Consider the following 15,111-nt stretch of genomic DNA (forward strand, 5'->3'; position numbering starts at 1 on the left):
AGGGACCGCCGCCCCGCGTCGCTATCCTGGTACGTCGACCCGTCGGCCGCCGCGCGGGGACCGCTCCTCCCTACGCCGGGCCCGCCCGCGGGCACCGCCCGGCGGCCCCTGCTCACTCGCGAATGGAGACCTGCCCACGTGCGTGACCACGCTGACCTCTACGAGCTGCGTCCCGGCTTCGACATCCGCGGAGCCGTCATGCTCGTCGTCCTCGACGGGTTCGTGGACGCGGGGTCGACCGGAAAGCAGGCCGTGAGCGCGCTCTTCGACGCGTACTCCGCCGAGGTCGTCGCGACCTTCGACATCGACCGGCTGCTGGACTACCGATCCCGGCGCCCGCAGATGACCTTCGTCGAGAACGCCTACACCGACTACGCCGAGCCCAAACTCGACCTCTACCTCATGCACGACGACGAGGGCACGCCCTTCCTCCTGCTCCACGGCCTGGAGCCGGACCGCGAATGGGAGGCCTTCACCGCCGCGGTGCGCAGCCTCGTCGACCACTTCCAGGTGAGCTTGACCGTGGGCATGCACGGCATCCCCATGGCGGTGCCGCACACCCGCCCGGCCACCGTCACCGCGCACGCCACCCGCCCCGAGCTGGTGGCCGCGCACACCCCCTGGATCGGCCGGGTCGAGGTGCCCTCCAGCGCCGTCGCCCTCCTGGAGTACCGGCTCGGCGAGGCCGGTCATGACGTGATCGGCTTCGGCGTCCACGTGCCCAGCTACCTGGCCCAGTCGGAGTACCCGCGCGCCGCGATCGCCGCCCTCGGCTACGTGGCCGGTGCCACCGGCCTGGCGCTGCCCGTGCGCAGCCTGGAGGAGAGCGCCGACGGCACCGACGCCGAGATCGAGGAGCAGGTGGCCGCCTCCGAGGAGGTCCAGCGCGTGGTGAGCAACCTGGAGCGCCAGTACGACGACATCATGACGGCGCGCCAGGCCTCCGACGAGCGCAGCGACGCCCTGCTGGCCGGTGACGAATCCGCCCTGCCCACGGCCGACGAACTCGGCGCGGAACTCGAACGCTACCTCGCCGAGCGCGAGCGTGGCTCGGAAGGTTGACCCTTGCTGTACCAGATGCTCTTTCACGCCGTGCTGCGGCACACCGACGCCGAGGCCGTCCACCGGCTGAGCTTCGCCGCGCTGCGCGGCGTCGCCGCCGTCCCGGGCGCCGCCGACGCCATGCGCAGGGTGCTCGGCCCGCGTGACCCGGAGCTGGCCGTGACCGCGCTCGGCCGCGAGTTCCCCGGCCCGCTGGGGCTGGCCGCCGGGTTCGACAAGAACGCCGAGGGTATCGACGGGCTCACCGCGCTCGGCTTCGGGCACGTCGAGGTCGGCACGGTGACCGCGCACCCGCAGCCCGGGAACCCGGCCCCGCGGCTGTTCCGGCTGGTCGAGGACCGCGCCATCGTGAACCGGATGGGCTTCAACAACCAGGGGTCGGTCGTCGTCGCCGACCGGCTGCGGGAGCGGAGCCGGGGGAGGGGCGTGCGCCCGGAGCCCGTCGTCGGCATCAACATCGGCAAGACCAAGGTCGTGCCGGAGTCCGAGGCCGTGGAGGACTACACCACCAGCGCGCGGCGGCTCGCCGACTTCGCCGACTACATGGTCGTCAACGTCAGCTCCCCGAACACCCCGGGCCTGCGCGACCTGCAGACCGTGGAGCGGCTTCGCCCACTGCTCACCGAGGTGCGCGCCACACTGGACGCCGAAGGCCACCGGGCGCTGCCGCTGCTGGTCAAGATCGCGCCCGACCTCGCCGACGAGGACATCGACGCCGTCGCCGACCTCGCGCTGGACCTGGGGCTCGACGGCATCATCGCGACCAACACCACCATCTTCCGTGAGGGCCTGCGCACCGATCCCGGGCAGGTGGAGGCGGCCGGTGCCGGCGGCCTGTCCGGTGCGCCGCTGAAGTGGCGCTCCCTGGAGGTGCTGAAGCGGCTGCGAGCCCGCGTGGGCGACCGCCTGGTCCTCATCAGCGTGGGCGGGATCGAGACCCCTCAGGACGCCTGGGAGCGGATCCGCGCCGGGGCCACCCTGGTCCAGGGCTACACCGGCCTCATCTACGGCGGCCCGCTGTGGCCGCGCAGGATCCACAAGGGCCTGGCGCGGCTCGCCCGTGCCGCCGGGTACGCCTCGGTCGCCGACGCGGTGGGGGTGGACGCCGGTATCACCGACGACGACGTGTACGGCTGACGCTCAGGCCCCGGCCGGTCCGAGCGGCGAGGGCGCCCCGCACGGGAGTGGAGTTCCGGTCGGGGCGCCCTCGTTCGTGGCCGGGCAAGGCGTCCGGGGTGGGTCAGGCCCGGGTGAGCGGTGCGGGGGCGTCGAGTTCGGCGCCGAGCAGCGGACCGTCCAGGTATTCGGGACGGAGCCGGACACCGGTGACGCGGTCGGCGAGCGCCAGCAGGGCGGCCCCCGGGTCGGCCGGTTCGGCGTCGTCGGTCAGCCCGACCGCCTGCATCTGGTCGGCCAGCGCGTCGGGGCGGGTGCCCCGGCGGACCGACGGGGTGGCGGCGTCGAAGAAGGTCTGCAGCACGCCGTCGACGACCCAGCGGAACTCGCAGACCTGATCGATCAGGACGCGTACCGACACCAGCTCGGTCTCGGCGGACAGCTGCCGGTAGCACTCGGGCCGGGTGGCGCGGCACCCGGTGGGCTCCACGATGACCGTCCACCCCTGGACGGACAGGGCGTGCACCGTGAGCGGAGGGGTCCCCTCGGCGCTCAGTCCGGCCTCGACGGCCTCGGCGATCGGTAGGCAGCGCAGGCGCCGCTCCGCCACGCCGAGCCGCCCCAGCGCCTCGGCCTTGGTCAGTCCCCGGACATAGGAGAGGCAGTACGCCTCGGCCAGATCCGGCTGCGTCTCTCGCAGCCAGGCGTAGTCACCTGGACACGCGACGGCCATCGGCCTTTCCCTTCTGCGTTCTTGGGCCTTTTCAAGCGGGGATCTCCCGCCTTGAAGGGGAAGTGCGCCCAATTGACGCTTTCCCCGGGTGAGGGGGGTTAAGCGGGCCACTTCAGGACACCGCTGTGGGATTGGGAGATGACGGCGACGGGTACCTCCCGCGCCGAAACCGCGGAGGCTATCGGGCCGCCGTCGGAATGCCGTGGCGGTAGCGCCACGCTGTCGGCCGACGTCCACGGCCTACCACACTACGCCCGGGTAGCGGGTGGCCGGTACCGGGGGACACGTGTTTCCCATGAGACGCGGCGCGCACCGGCCGTTCGCGGGGCGCGCCGCGTCGGGGGGCGACGGTAGCGCCCCGGTCAGTCCTTGTCGTCCTTCTTGTCGTCCTTCTTGTCCGACTTCTCATCCGACGAAGCGGATGTACCGTCGTCCTTGCCGTCCGTGTCGTCCTTCTTCTCCTCGGGGTGGCCGTTGAAGTAGGACTCGCCCGGCTCGGTGTCGCCGAGCAGCTGGGACACCGTGACCATCCGGTACCCCTTCTCATCCAGCTGCTTGAGGATGGAGGGGACGGCGTCGATGGTCGTGCCGTGGATGTCGTGCATCAGGATGATCGACCCCGGCTTCGCACCCTTGACCGCGCGCTTGGCCACGACGGAGGAGTCGCGGTCCTTCCAGTCGTTGGTGTCGACGCTCCAGATGATCTCCGCGAGCCCCTGCTCCTTGGCGATCTTGGCGACCTTGTCGTCGGTCGCACCGTACGGCGGCCGCATCAGCTCCAGGTCGAACCCGGTCTCGCGCCGGACCAGGTCGTTGACGGTGCTCAGCTCCGCGCGGATTCGCACCTCGGCCTGCCGGGTGAGGTCGGGGTGGTGCACGGTGTGGTTGGCGAGCTCGTGCCCCTCGGCGTACTCGCGCCGCACGGTGGCCGCGTGCTCCCGCACCGGCCCGCCGGTGAGGAAGAAGGTGGCCTTGGCGTCGTACTTCGCCAGGGTGTCGAGAAGTTCGGGGGTGCGCTCGCCCGGACCGTCGTCGAACGTCAGTGCGATGCACTTGGATTCCGGGTCGGAGCAGTCGACATCATCGTCTCGCGTCGCGAACACTCCCGGGACCCCCGCCTTCGACCCGTCCTTGGGGGCCGCCGGCTCCTCCTCGATCCGGTAGTCGGGGGTGACGACGACGGCCGCGGTCTGCGCCTTCCTCCCGAAGTCCGACAGCAGCGGCTCGACGTCCGCCTTCGCGACGACCGCCGAGACCCGGCCGGACTTCACCGGAGCGACCTGGCCCTCGTCGAACTCCACGACGAGGTCCCCATCGGGGTTGAAGCCCATCGAGTCATAGGAGCGCAGGATCGGGTAGAGGTGGGAGGTGTCCACCTTGTCGCCGTCGTTCTCCTTCAGGGCCTTCTTCACCAGCCCGTCCAGGGTCTCCAGCTCCTGCTGCCCTGCCAGCAGTTCGGTGGAGTAGGCGGTGGTCCCGGTCGCCGTGTCGTACCAGTAGGTGGCCCAGGCGGTGCGCTCGCCCTCGTCGTCCTTCTCGTCCTGGGTCAGCCGCACGGCCATGACGTCGTCGCCGGCGACGCTCAGGTTCCACCCGATCTTGATGGACTCGGCCTTGGGGACGGCCCCGAGGAAGTCGTCCCGCTCCCGGTCGGTGATCTCGTCGAGCCGCTTGGCGAGCGGGTCGGCGTTGGGGACCTTGGGGTAGCTCAGCGACGCCGTGACACCGTTCTCCTCGGTCTCCTTCTTCTCCTCGGTGACGTCCGGGACGTTGTCGAGATCGACGACGGTGAGCTCGTCGGCCTCACCGGTGGCCTTGGCGCGCTCGGGCTGATCCGACCGTCGTTCGGCATCGGGCGAGGTACAGGCGCCGAGCGCCAGGGCGGTCGCGAGTGCGACCACGAGCGGGGCGAAGACCCGAGGCAGGCGTGGGGTGCGCCGACCGGCCGCGGTCGGCGCGGGCGAATGGGGCGTGGTGAACGGCGTGTGGGAGCCGCCTGGATCTGTCTGCAAGGGAAGGAACGTCTTTCGCATTTTTGGGGAGTTCTTCAGACCCGAAATCTCGGTCGAGCAGGGGTCCGGATCGCCTTCGCCTGGGGGAGTTCCGGAGGTGGAACCGGGCCCACGCAACGAGCTTAGAACGGCAGAGGGGCCGCCCGCTGTGCTGACAGGCAATAAGAGCGTCAACACCCGCTGACCGGAACGCAAAACCCCAGCAAGAGGGATGATTCGGGCGGATGGTGGCATGTCGGACTCAAGCGCCCGCGGGCGCGTCCCTATACTGGCAGCCGCGGTCGGTACACGCATGGCATCCGCCGGGCGTGTCGTAAGAGGGAACCCGGTGCGAATCCGGGACTGCCCCGCAGCGGTGAGTGGGAACGACAGCCGTCAACAGCACTGGGCCGAAACGCCTGGGAAGCGGCGGCCGGTAGGTCGCGTACCGGACATCCGGTGCGCATGCCCACGAGTCCGAATACCTGCCCTCCGCCCGCGGACGCGCCCGCGTCCGCGGTAGGTCCACGTGCCCCGAGGGAGGGCCGAGGGCGGCGGGCGCCACGCGTGCACCCGTGCTCCCGCGCTGCTCCCCCGAACGGTACGGCCGGACCGCCGACGGCTGTTCGACGAGGGAGAGACAGAGCCAGATGACTATCCGAACCCCGTTCCGCGGCGGTGGTGTCCGATGACGACGACCGTGCTCGGCTACCCCCGCATCGGCCCGGACCGCGAGCTCAAGCGCGCGAGTGAGGCCTACTGGAGGGGACGCACCACCGTCTCCGAACTGGACGCCGTCGCCGCCCGACTGCGCCGCGGCGTCTGGGAGACGCTGCGCGACGCCGGGGTGGCGGAGATCCCCGCCAACACCTTCTCCTACTACGACCACATGCTCGACACCGCGGTCCTCTTCGACCTCGTGCCCGAGCGGTTCCGCACCCCGGCCTTCGCCGGGGAGGGCCGCGAGGCCGAGCTGCGGCGCTACTTCGCCATGGCCCGGGGCGCCGACGACGTCGCCCCCCTGGAGATGACCAAGTGGTTCGACACGAACTACCACTACCTGGTCCCCGAACTCGCCCCCGGCCGGCGGCCGCGCCTGGCCGACCCCGCCAAACCACTCTCGGAGTTCACCCAGGCCAAGGGGCTGGGCATCCGGACGCATCCGGTCATCGTCGGCCCGCTCACCTTCCTGATGCTGGCCAAGCCCGCCGCCGACGCTCCGGAGGGCTGGCGGCCGCTGGACCTGCTCGACGACCTGCTGGGCTGCTACGCCGAACTCCTCGCCCGCCTGGCCGCCGCAGGAGCGCACCAGGTGCAGCTGGACGAGCCGATCCTGGCGACCGACGACGGCCGCGCCGAACCCGTCGCGCTGGAGCGGGCCTACACCCGGCTCGGTGAGCTCACCGACCGTCCGGAGCTCTTCGTCGCCACCTACTTCGGGTCCATCGGAACCGCTGCGCTCGACGTCCTCAAGCGCACCGGCGTGGAGCGTATCGGCCTGGACCTGGTCGCCGGCCCGGAGTCGGTGGACGAGGTCGCCGCCGTCTCCGGTCTGGGCGGCAAGACCCTGGTGGCCGGCGTCGTCGACGGGCGCAACGTCTGGCGCGCCGACCTCCCCAAGGCGCTGTCCACCCTGGGCTCGCTGCTGGGCCTGGCCGACCGCGTCGTCGTCGGCACCTCCTGCTCCCTGCTGCACGTCCCCATCGACCTGGACGCCGAGACCGACCTGGACCCGGTGATCCGCGAGCGCCTGGCCTTCGCCCGGCAGAAGGTGGACGAGGTCGTGCTGCTCGGCCGGGCGCTCTCGGCCGGAGACGGGGGCATCGCCGCCGAGCTGGAACGGGCGCGCACCTCGGCACCGGACACAGCGGCGTTCGTCAACCCCCGGGTGCGTGCCCGCCTGGACGCACTGGGCGACAGCGCCGTCCGCAACGGCCACGACCGCCGCGGTGCGGCCCAGGCCGACGAGCCGCCGCTGCAGACCACCACCATCGGTTCGTTCCCGCAGACCCCTGATGTGCGAAAGGCGCGGGCCGACCACCGCGCCGGGCGCATCGACGACGCGGAGTACACCCGGCGGATGCGCGCCGAGATCGACCGGGTCATCAAGCTGCAGGAGGACATCGGCCTGGACATCCTCGTGCACGGCGAACCCGAGCGCAACGACATGGTGCAGTACTTCGCCGAGCGCCTCGACGGCTTCGTCACCACCCAGAAGGGGTGGGTGCAGTCCTACGGTTCGCGGTGCGTGCGCCCGCCGATCCTCTACGGCGACGTCTCCCGGCCCGAGGCGATGACCGTCGACTGGATCACCTACGCCCAGTCGCGCACCGACAAGCCCGTCAAGGGCATGCTCACCGGACCGGTCACCATGCTCGCCTGGTCGTTCGTCCGCGACGACCAGCCGCTTGGGGACACCGCGCGGCAGGTGGCGCTGGCACTGCGAGACGAGGTGTCGGACCTGGAGCGCGCCGGGATCCGGCACATCCAGGTCGACGAGGCCGCGCTGCGGGAGCTGCTGCCGCTGCGCGCCGAACGGCACGCCGACTACCTGGCCTGGGCGATCGGCTCGTTCCGGCTGGCGACCTCGGGGGTGGGCGACAGCACCCGCATCCACACCCACATGTGCTACTCGGAGTTCGGCCGGATCGTGGGCGCCATCGAACAGCTGGACGCCGATGTCACCAGCGTCGAGGCGGCCCGCTCGCACATGGAGCTCGTGGACGACCTCGCCGAGGCCGGGTACGAACGCGGCATCGGTCCCGGCGTCTACGACATCCACTCGCCGCGGGTGCCCACCGCCGACGAGATCGAGTCGGCGCTGCGCGACGCGCTGCGGGCCGTCGACCCGCGGCGGCTGTGGGTCAACCCGGACTGCGGGCTGAAGACGCGGCGCTACGAGGAGGTCGAACCGGCGCTGCGCAACATGGTGGAGGCGGCCCGCCGCGTTCGCGCCGACCTCGTCGGCTGACCCGGCGGCACCAGGCGGAGCAACGTAGGGAAACGTAGGGAAACGAAAACGTAGGGAAACGAAAAGGGGGGGTGTGCGGGCGGAGACCGCCGGCACACCCCCTCCTCACGCGGACGGGACCGGCGGCTAGGCGCCGATCGGGGTCAGCGACTGCTTGCCCAGGTCCAGCATCATGTCCTCCACGTCGGAGAACTTCAGCGGGGCCGGGACGCTCTCATCGGCGCCCAGGCCGGGCGACATCTGGAACTTGACCTCGGTGTTGATGTTGCCCTCGCGGACCAGCAGGGTGGCCACCGAGTAGTTGGAGTTGGTCAGCTTCTCCGTGGAGAAGACCAGCTTGGCCTCGTCGCCGAGCTTGACGTCCTGCTCCTCGTGGACCTCGCGCTCGGTGTAGCGGTTGTTCTCGTCGGTGACGAACTTGACGGCCGACTTGAAGTCGTCCTTGGCGCCCTCGACCGAGTCGGAGCCGGCGTAGGGGGTCTTGTACTCCAGGGAGAACGAGCCCCAGGTGTCGCCCTCGCCGTCCACCCGCCAGCGGCAGCTGGAGCGGTTGTCGCTGAGGTTCTTGCTGCCGTCCGAGATGGCGTACTCGCTGAGCTTGTCCTCGGTGTAGGTCTGGCAGGCGTCCTCAGGCAGGTCGTAGGGCGGCTCGCCCTTGTCGGCCTTGGGCTCGTCGCCGCCGTCGGAGTCCGCGTCCGCGTCGGGCTTGTCGGCCTCGCTCTGCTCGGCCTGCTGGGGTGCGGCGGCCGAGGTGTCGCCGCTGGGTCGCAGCACCACGATGAACACGGCGATCACCAGGATCAGGATGACCGCGCCGCCGCCGATGACCACCCACATGCCGGCGCTGCTCTTCTTCTGCGGCGGCGGGTAGTCGCCCGGCCCGCCGGGCATGCCCGGGCCGCCGTAGGGCGGCTGCCCCGGCGGAGGGGCGTACATGTTCTGGTCGTGCGGCGGCTGGTACCCGGGTCCCCCCGGCTGCGGCCCCCCTTGCTGGGCCGCACCGTAGGGGTAGCCCGGCTGTCCGCCGGGGTTCTGGCCGCCGTAGGGCGCCTGGTAGGGGCCGCTCGCGTACTGCTGGCCGGGGTGGGGGCCACCCTGCTCGGGCCCGGGCTGCCCATAGGGCCCGCCGTACGGCGGCTGCCCCCCGGAGCCGCCTTCGCCATCCTGCGGGAATTGCGGAGGCTGTGGATAGGGTCCGTTGTCGCTCATGACTCCCCTCGCGCCAGCTGCGTATGTGAACTGTCCGTCAGACGCGCGTCGGCGCGTTGCCGGTTCCATCGTGAATGGTCGGGATGACCGGTGGATCCGTATCGCTGATCCGCGTGCGGCGCGCAGCACACAGGATGGGACGCACCCGTCCGTGGCCACGGCTCGACTCCGGGCGGAAGCGATGGCTCGCCGCCTACCCTTCGCACCCGGCGGGTGGCCGCGTGTGCGTCAGGGGGCAGGACTCGGCAATCCTAGCTTCCGGAATCGTCCGAGGTTCCGGGGTCCCGGGGGAACGTCATGGATCGTCACTGTTTTGTGGCGGGAATGTGGGGATCGGGACCGGTTGTGGGGTTCTGTGCGCCGCCGCGGAGCGATGGATTCGCCGCCCGCGGGGTCAAGGGTGGCGACTCTACTGGGAAAACGGGACGAATCCGGCGGGATCGTTGTCGGATCGCAACCGCCCCGGCCGCCGGTTCCCCCGACCCCGGCGCGCCGCCGCGGGCCGGGGGATACGGTGGGTGTCCCCGGTTATCCGCGGCGTCCGCCCAGGGCGGGCCAGTGATGAGAAGGGCAGCAGAGGTGTCGTCGTCCTCCCCGCAGCGTCCCGACCACCGTCCCCGCCACGGCTTCGTCGCCTGGGCCGTGTTCATCCTCGCCATCGGTGCCGCGCTGGCCCTCATGGGAGGGTGTATGACCGTGCTCTACGCACCCCTGGTCACCGGGGGGTGAGGCGGCGGGGCGCGCCCGCTCAGAACATCGAGATGTGCACGTGGTCGAAGTGGTTCTCGGTGATACTGCCCCGGTCGGCCATGTCGCGCCAGCCCTCGCCCGCGCGCCGGACGTCCCAGATCTTCTGCCGGTAGATGATGTACATGATGCCCAGCCGCTCGGCGTTGTCCTGGGCGAACTTCGAGATCTCGTAGCCGCGGTCGATGTTCTCCTGCGTGGGCATCCGGCCCTCGTTGTTCACCATGAAGTCGCACGCCCGGCCCTTGGGGTGCTCACCGACGACCCAGCCGCCGTCCGGCCGGTAGCAGCCCACGCCGCCCTGCGCCCTGCCCTCACCGAACTTCTCGATGATGACTTCCTTCATCTGCCGGGTGCGCGGGGTGAGGTTGTCCGGCGGCCCCATCTCCTGGACGGGATGCTTGGCGATGAGCTCCTGCACCTTCTCGCGGCGCTCCTCCAGCTCGTCCAGGTCCTCCTGGACCTTGGCGGCCTTGCCCTCGGCGTTCTCCTTGGCCTTCCGGTCGCGGTCGATGGCCCGTTCCAGCCGCTCGATCTTGTCGCGCTGGCTGCTGGACAGGTGCCCGACCAGTGAGGCCTGGTCGATGACCCGCTGCGGGTCATCGTCGACGAACAGCGAGAAGGCGGGGTCGACGCCGCCCTGGGTGTAGCTGGCCACCGCCAGCTGGCGGACCTGGGCCTGGGCGGTGCCGACCTCCTCCTTGGTCCCCTCCGCCCGCTTCTCGGCGCGCTCCGCCTCCTCGATGACCCCCTCCATATCGATGAGGTGGCCGCCGTACTCCTCGCCCAGCGCCTCGGCGCGCTCCTGCAGGGAGCTCAGGCTCTCCTCGGCGGGCGCCGCCGACGCGCTCGGCGCCATCGGGGCCAGGCCGAGCGTGCCGGCGAGGGCGAGGGCGGGCAGGGAGAGGCGCAGGCGGCGCCGGGCCGCCGCTGGCAGGAGGGCCGGCCCGACACGGGGGTCGGGGGCCCAGAAATCGGGGAAGTCGTCCGGTCCGAATGGTCGGTCGGGCTCCACGTGGATCGCTCCTCGGTTCAGGCCGACGCACGAGCGGGATAGGGAGGCGGGCGCCTTCCACCCGCCACTGCGCGTCGGCTCTCGCATGGGGCCGGGACCGGGGCCGCGGTCCGCAGTGCGACCGGGACTCGGCGGCGAGGGTCGCTCCTCCCTCTCCGCGGAGCCCGGTGTCACGCCTCAGGCACATTAAGCGAGTTCCGCGCGTTTGCCAATCGATTGTCCGTGCTTGGGGCGCTGTTTGAGTCTAAGCAAGGGAGGTGTACGCGTGCGGGACGCTCGCCGAGACCGGTGCAGAAACCCCCTGGGAACAGGGGAATTCGGCTACAGGAGGCGAGAACTGTGGCGAACGTTACCCAGCATGAGAACGAAACAGCCTATTTCACACCACGTCGGTATGGTTTCGTAGGGGGCGTGAACTCACGCGATCGCGGCAACGTGACCTCCCGCGCCATGACGCGCGGCGGACGCCGGCGCTGCTCCATGGAGCACCGCGCCACCGGCGGCCTCTGTCGCATGTGCCGCTGACCGTTCACTCTCAGGCGTCCGCGCGCCGTACTCCGGCGCTTCTCCGACTCCGCGCGGCCCGTCCCCGGGCTCGGACGCGCGGGTCGGTCCCGGCCGGCATGGTGGTCCACCCGCCCGGTCCGCGCACGGGCGTCCGCTCCCCACACTCCGAAACGGGCGGACCCCACCGGATCGGCCCGGCACCACCGCACGCCCCGGCCACCGCCGGGCACCGCGGGACACCCCACACGACCCACGAGGAAACCAGTGATAGAAGCTGTGGGCCTGCGCAAGGTCTACCGGTTGAAAGACCGCGAGGTGCTCGCGCTCGACAACGTCGATCTGCACGTCCGCCAGGGCGAGGTCTACGGCGTGGTGGGGCAGAGCGGCGCCGGCAAGAGCACCCTGCTCCGCTGCGTCAACCTGCTGGAGCGCCCCACCGAGGGCAGCGTGCGCGTCGACGGCGAGGACCTCACGGCGATGGCCCCCGCCCGGCTGCGCGCGGCACGGCGCGGCATCGGCATGGTGCACCAGCACTTCGCCCTGCTGTCCTCCCGCACCGTCGCCGGCAACGTCGCCTTCCCGCTGGAGGTCGCCGGGGTGGGGCGGACCGCGCGCCGCAGCCGCGTCATGGAACTCCTGGACCTGGTCGGACTCGCCGACAAGGCGCGCGCCTACCCCGCCCAGCTCTCCGGCGGGCAGAAGCAGCGCGTGGGCATCGCCCGCGCGCTCGCCTCCGAGCCCAAGGTACTGCTGAGCGACGAGGCCACCTCCGCCCTCGACCCCGCCACCACCGAGTCCATCCTGGAACTCCTCCGCGAGCTCAACCGCGAACTCGGCCTCACCATCCTGCTGATCACCCACGAGATGGACGTGATCAAGCGGATCTGCGACTCCGCCGCCATCATGGAGTCCGGAGCGGTCCGCGAGTCGGGCCGTGTTCTCGACCTCATCGGAACACCGGGCTCGCTGCTGGCCCGCTCGCTGTTCCCGCTTCCGCCCACCGACGCCCCCGACGTGGTCGCCCTCACCTACCCGCGCTCCTACGACGAGCCGCTGATGTCGGAGCTCACCCGCAAGTTCGACGTCGACGTCAACGTCCTGGGCGGTGCGGTGGAGACGGTGTCCGGCCAGTCCGTGGGCCGGCTCAACGTGCAGATCCGGGGCGCCAACCGGGACGCCGCACTCGACTACCTGGGCGATAAGGGCCTGCTCGTGGAGGTGGCGGCATGATGACCTGGTCGACCGAATTCGCCGAACGGCTCCCCGAGATGTGGCCGGTCCTGTGGCTGGGCACCCTCGACACCCTCTACATGGTCCTGTGGGCCACCGTCTTCAGCGTCCTCGTCGGGCTGCCCTTGGGCGTGCTGCTGGTCACCACCGACCGCGGCGGACTCACCCCCGCACCGGTACTCCGGTCGGTCCTCAGCGCCGCCGTGAACATCGGGCGGTCGCTGCCCTTCATCGTGCTCATGGTGGCCGTGCTCTCGCTGACCCGGCTGCTGACCGGCAGCACCATCGGCCCGACCGCCGCGATCGTCCCGCTGAGCATCGGGGCCGTCCCGTTCTTCGCCCGCCTCGTCGAGTCCGCGCTGCGCGAGGTCGACCGCGGGGTCATCGAGGCGGCCCACGCGATGGGTACCCGCAAGCTCGGCATCGTCGGCAAGGTGCTGCTGCCCGAGGCCCTGCCCGGCCTCATCGCCGCGCTGGTCATGACCATCGTCACGCTCATCTCGTACTCGGCCATGGCCGGGGCCATCGGCGGCGGCGGTCTCGGCGACATCGCCATCCGCGAGGGCTACCAGCGCTTCGACGACTACTACCTGTGGGCCACGGTGATCCTCCTGGTCATCGTCGTCCAAGCCGCACAGAGCCTCGGCGACCTGCTGATCCGGCGGCTCTCCCACCGCTGAGGCCCGCGCTTCCCCGCGGCCCGCCCCGACCCGAACGTCCGACCGCACCACACACAGCAAGGAGCACGACCGTGCGCAGAACCTGGGGAATCATCGGCATCACGGCCCTGGCCACCACGCTCGCCGCGTGCGGCAGCCCCAGCGAGCAGGCGGCGGGAAGCGGCGACGCCGACGGCCTGACCACGATCAAGGTCGGCGCCTCACCGGTCCCGCACGCCGAGATCCTGGAGTACGTGCAGGAGAACCTCGCCGCCGACGCCGGGCTGAACATCGACATCACCGAGTTCACCGACTACAACCAGCCCAACGCGGCGCTGACGCAGGGCGACATCGACGCCAACTACTTCCAGACCAAGCCGTTCCTGGACGAGTACCTCGCCGGAAACAAGGGCGCCGACCTGGCCTGGGTGGACCCTGTGCACCTGGAGGCGTTCGGTCTCTACGCGGATTCCGACGATGTCACCAGCCTCGACGATCTGCAGGACGGCGCCGAGATCGGCGTGCCCAACGACGCCTCCAACATGGGCCGCGCCCTGCACCTGCTGGCCGACAACGACCTGATCACCCTCAAGGACGGCGCCGGCAGCGCCGCCACGGAGAAGGACATCGAGGACAACCCCAGGGACCTGCGGATCGTCCCGGTGGAGGCCGCGCAGCTGCCGCGCTCGCTGTCCGACGTGGACGCGGCCGTCGTCAACGGCAACTACGCGCTGGAAGCCGACCTCGCCGAGAAGGCCAACGTGCTGGCCCAGGAGCGGACCGAGGACAACCCGTACGCCAACGGCCTGGTGGTGGCCGCGGACAGGGCCGACGACGCCGACATCGCCAAGCTCGACGAGCTGCTGCACAGCGACGAGGTCCGCTCGTTCATCGAGGAGCAGTGGAAGGGCGTCGTCATCCCCGTCGACGCCGACTGACGCGGCGAGGCTTTCCCGCCTCCGCCTCCCGTCCCCCCGCACCCGACGGGCGCCCGCGCATCTCCGCGCGGGCGCCCGTCCGCGTCGGGCCCCGTTCCCACGCCGCGGCGCACGGCCCCGCACCGCGGCCGCGGTGCCGCGGCGACCTCCGGTACCGTGATCGCGGATGCGGCACCGCAGGAGGGGGCCGCTGAGGAGAGGGCGGCAATGCGCTGGGTCACCTACCTCTCGCCCAGTGGCGGGAGCGAACGCACCGGCACCATCGACGACGGCTGCGTCTTCGGCTACCCGGGAGAGGAGAGCGTCCCTGAACTGCTCGCCGCCGGAGGGGCGGCCCTGCGGGGCGCCTTCGACCGGGCTCTCGCCGACCCGGTCGAGATCATCGTGCACTTCGAGGCCTGCCACTGTCCGCCCGTCCGCCCGCGGCACCCGGTGCCCGTCCGGCTGGGTGACACGTGGACCGACATCGCCCCGGAGCTGGTGCGCGGCACCGACGACGGCGTGCTGCTGCCCGGCGCGTCCGGGGCGTTGTCGGCCGCGGTGGGCACCGCAGCCCTGTTCGACGCCCACGGGCGGTACGCCGGGTCCACCCTGGCCTGTCTGTGGCTCACCCCGGAGCGCACCCCGGCCGCCCTCACGCTCGGCCCGGCGGTCGTGACCCCCGACGAGTTCGCCGGCACCGACCTCGCGGTGCGGGCGGCGGCGGGGGAGGAGGTGCTGGCCACCGCCGCTGTCGGCGCCCCCGAGGAGTGGACCGGCGGCCGCGTCGGCACCGTGCTGGCCGACCTGACGGCCGAGACCCGGCCGCTCGAACGCGGTGAGGAGCTCTTCGTCGACGGCGGCCCACTGGGCATGTTCGAGATCCGCGTCGGCTCCGGCGCCTGACCCCCTGTCGCCGGCCTCGGCGACATCGCCCCGGTCGCGCCGCGCACG

At 71.4% G+C, this 15,111-nt stretch carries 12 protein-coding genes and 1 riboswitch; of the genes, 8 read left to right on the forward strand and 4 right to left on the reverse strand.

Annotated elements, in window-relative coordinates:
• Nucleotides 1-138 precede the first annotated feature (138 nt).
• Complete coding sequence (locus HNR23_RS05400; protein ID WP_184074093.1) at nucleotides 139-1,062, forward strand: PAC2 family protein; 924 nt, start codon at nucleotides 139-141, stop codon at nucleotides 1,060-1,062.
• Nucleotides 1,063-1,065: 3 nt separating this feature from the next.
• Entirely contained in the window at nucleotides 1,066-2,199 is a 1,134-nt protein-coding gene (locus HNR23_RS05405; RefSeq protein WP_184074095.1) for a quinone-dependent dihydroorotate dehydrogenase, read from the forward strand.
• Nucleotides 2,200-2,302: 103 nt separating this feature from the next.
• Here HNR23_RS05405 and HNR23_RS05410 read toward each other — a convergent pair whose 3' ends face one another.
• Nucleotides 2,303-2,911 carry a DUF6461 domain-containing protein gene (locus HNR23_RS05410; RefSeq protein WP_184074097.1) on the reverse strand — a complete coding sequence of 203 codons (609 nt, stop codon included), beginning with the start codon at nucleotides 2,909-2,911 and terminating at the stop codon, nucleotides 2,303-2,305.
• A 362-nt stretch (nucleotides 2,912-3,273) separates the two neighbouring features.
• Nucleotides 3,274-4,812, reverse strand: coding sequence for a polysaccharide deacetylase family protein (locus HNR23_RS05415; protein WP_394353810.1), 1,539 nt, complete (start codon nucleotides 4,810-4,812; stop codon nucleotides 3,274-3,276).
• A 394-nt stretch (nucleotides 4,813-5,206) separates the two neighbouring features.
• A riboswitch (cobalamin riboswitch) is annotated at nucleotides 5,207-5,392 on the forward strand.
• Between the two features lie 198 nt (nucleotides 5,393-5,590).
• Between HNR23_RS05415 and metE the strand changes: the two genes are divergently transcribed.
• Complete coding sequence (gene metE, locus HNR23_RS05420; protein ID WP_184074101.1) at nucleotides 5,591-7,873, forward strand: 5-methyltetrahydropteroyltriglutamate--homocysteine S-methyltransferase; 2,283 nt, start codon at nucleotides 5,591-5,593, stop codon at nucleotides 7,871-7,873.
• Nucleotides 7,874-7,999: 126 nt separating this feature from the next.
• Here metE and HNR23_RS05425 read toward each other — a convergent pair whose 3' ends face one another.
• Complete coding sequence (locus tag HNR23_RS05425; protein ID WP_246421608.1) at nucleotides 8,000-9,082, reverse strand: DUF3558 domain-containing protein; 1,083 nt, start codon at nucleotides 9,080-9,082, stop codon at nucleotides 8,000-8,002.
• A gap of 561 nt (nucleotides 9,083-9,643) precedes the next feature.
• On the opposite strand from HNR23_RS05425, the gene HNR23_RS05430 reads away from it, so the two are divergent.
• Nucleotides 9,644-9,811: a hypothetical protein gene (locus HNR23_RS05430; RefSeq protein ID WP_184074103.1), complete on the forward strand. Its 168-nt coding sequence runs from the start codon at nucleotides 9,644-9,646 to the stop codon at nucleotides 9,809-9,811.
• A gap of 19 nt (nucleotides 9,812-9,830) precedes the next feature.
• Here the strand turns inward: HNR23_RS05430 and HNR23_RS05435 are convergent, their stop codons facing one another.
• Nucleotides 9,831-10,844, reverse strand: coding sequence for a coiled-coil domain-containing protein (locus tag HNR23_RS05435; protein WP_394353746.1), 1,014 nt, complete (start codon nucleotides 10,842-10,844; stop codon nucleotides 9,831-9,833).
• Nucleotides 10,845-11,627: 783 nt separating this feature from the next.
• On the opposite strand from HNR23_RS05435, the gene HNR23_RS05440 reads away from it, so the two are divergent.
• The 4 genes from HNR23_RS05440 to HNR23_RS05455 all read left to right on the forward strand — a co-directional run bounded on the left by HNR23_RS05440 (nucleotide 11,628) and on the right by HNR23_RS05455 (nucleotide 15,063).
• Nucleotides 11,628-12,581: a methionine ABC transporter ATP-binding protein gene (locus tag HNR23_RS05440; protein ID WP_343070741.1), complete on the forward strand. Its 954-nt coding sequence runs from the start codon at nucleotides 11,628-11,630 to the stop codon at nucleotides 12,579-12,581.
• Nucleotides 12,578-13,261 carry a methionine ABC transporter permease gene (locus tag HNR23_RS05445; RefSeq protein ID WP_184074113.1) on the forward strand — a complete coding sequence of 228 codons (684 nt, stop codon included), beginning with the start codon at nucleotides 12,578-12,580 and terminating at the stop codon, nucleotides 13,259-13,261. Before HNR23_RS05440 ends, HNR23_RS05445 begins: the two co-directional genes overlap by 4 nt.
• Nucleotides 13,262-13,332: 71 nt before the next feature.
• Nucleotides 13,333-14,178, forward strand: coding sequence for a MetQ/NlpA family ABC transporter substrate-binding protein (locus HNR23_RS05450; protein ID WP_184074115.1), 846 nt, complete (start codon nucleotides 13,333-13,335; stop codon nucleotides 14,176-14,178).
• A gap of 207 nt (nucleotides 14,179-14,385) precedes the next feature.
• Complete coding sequence (locus HNR23_RS05455) at nucleotides 14,386-15,063, forward strand: hypothetical protein (protein WP_184074117.1); 678 nt, start codon at nucleotides 14,386-14,388, stop codon at nucleotides 15,061-15,063.
• Nucleotides 15,064-15,111: the final 48 nt, after the last annotated feature.

It is taken from the genome of Nocardiopsis mwathae (genome assembly GCF_014201195.1).
GTDB lineage: Bacteria > Actinomycetota > Actinomycetes > Streptosporangiales > Streptosporangiaceae > Nocardiopsis_C > Nocardiopsis_C mwathae.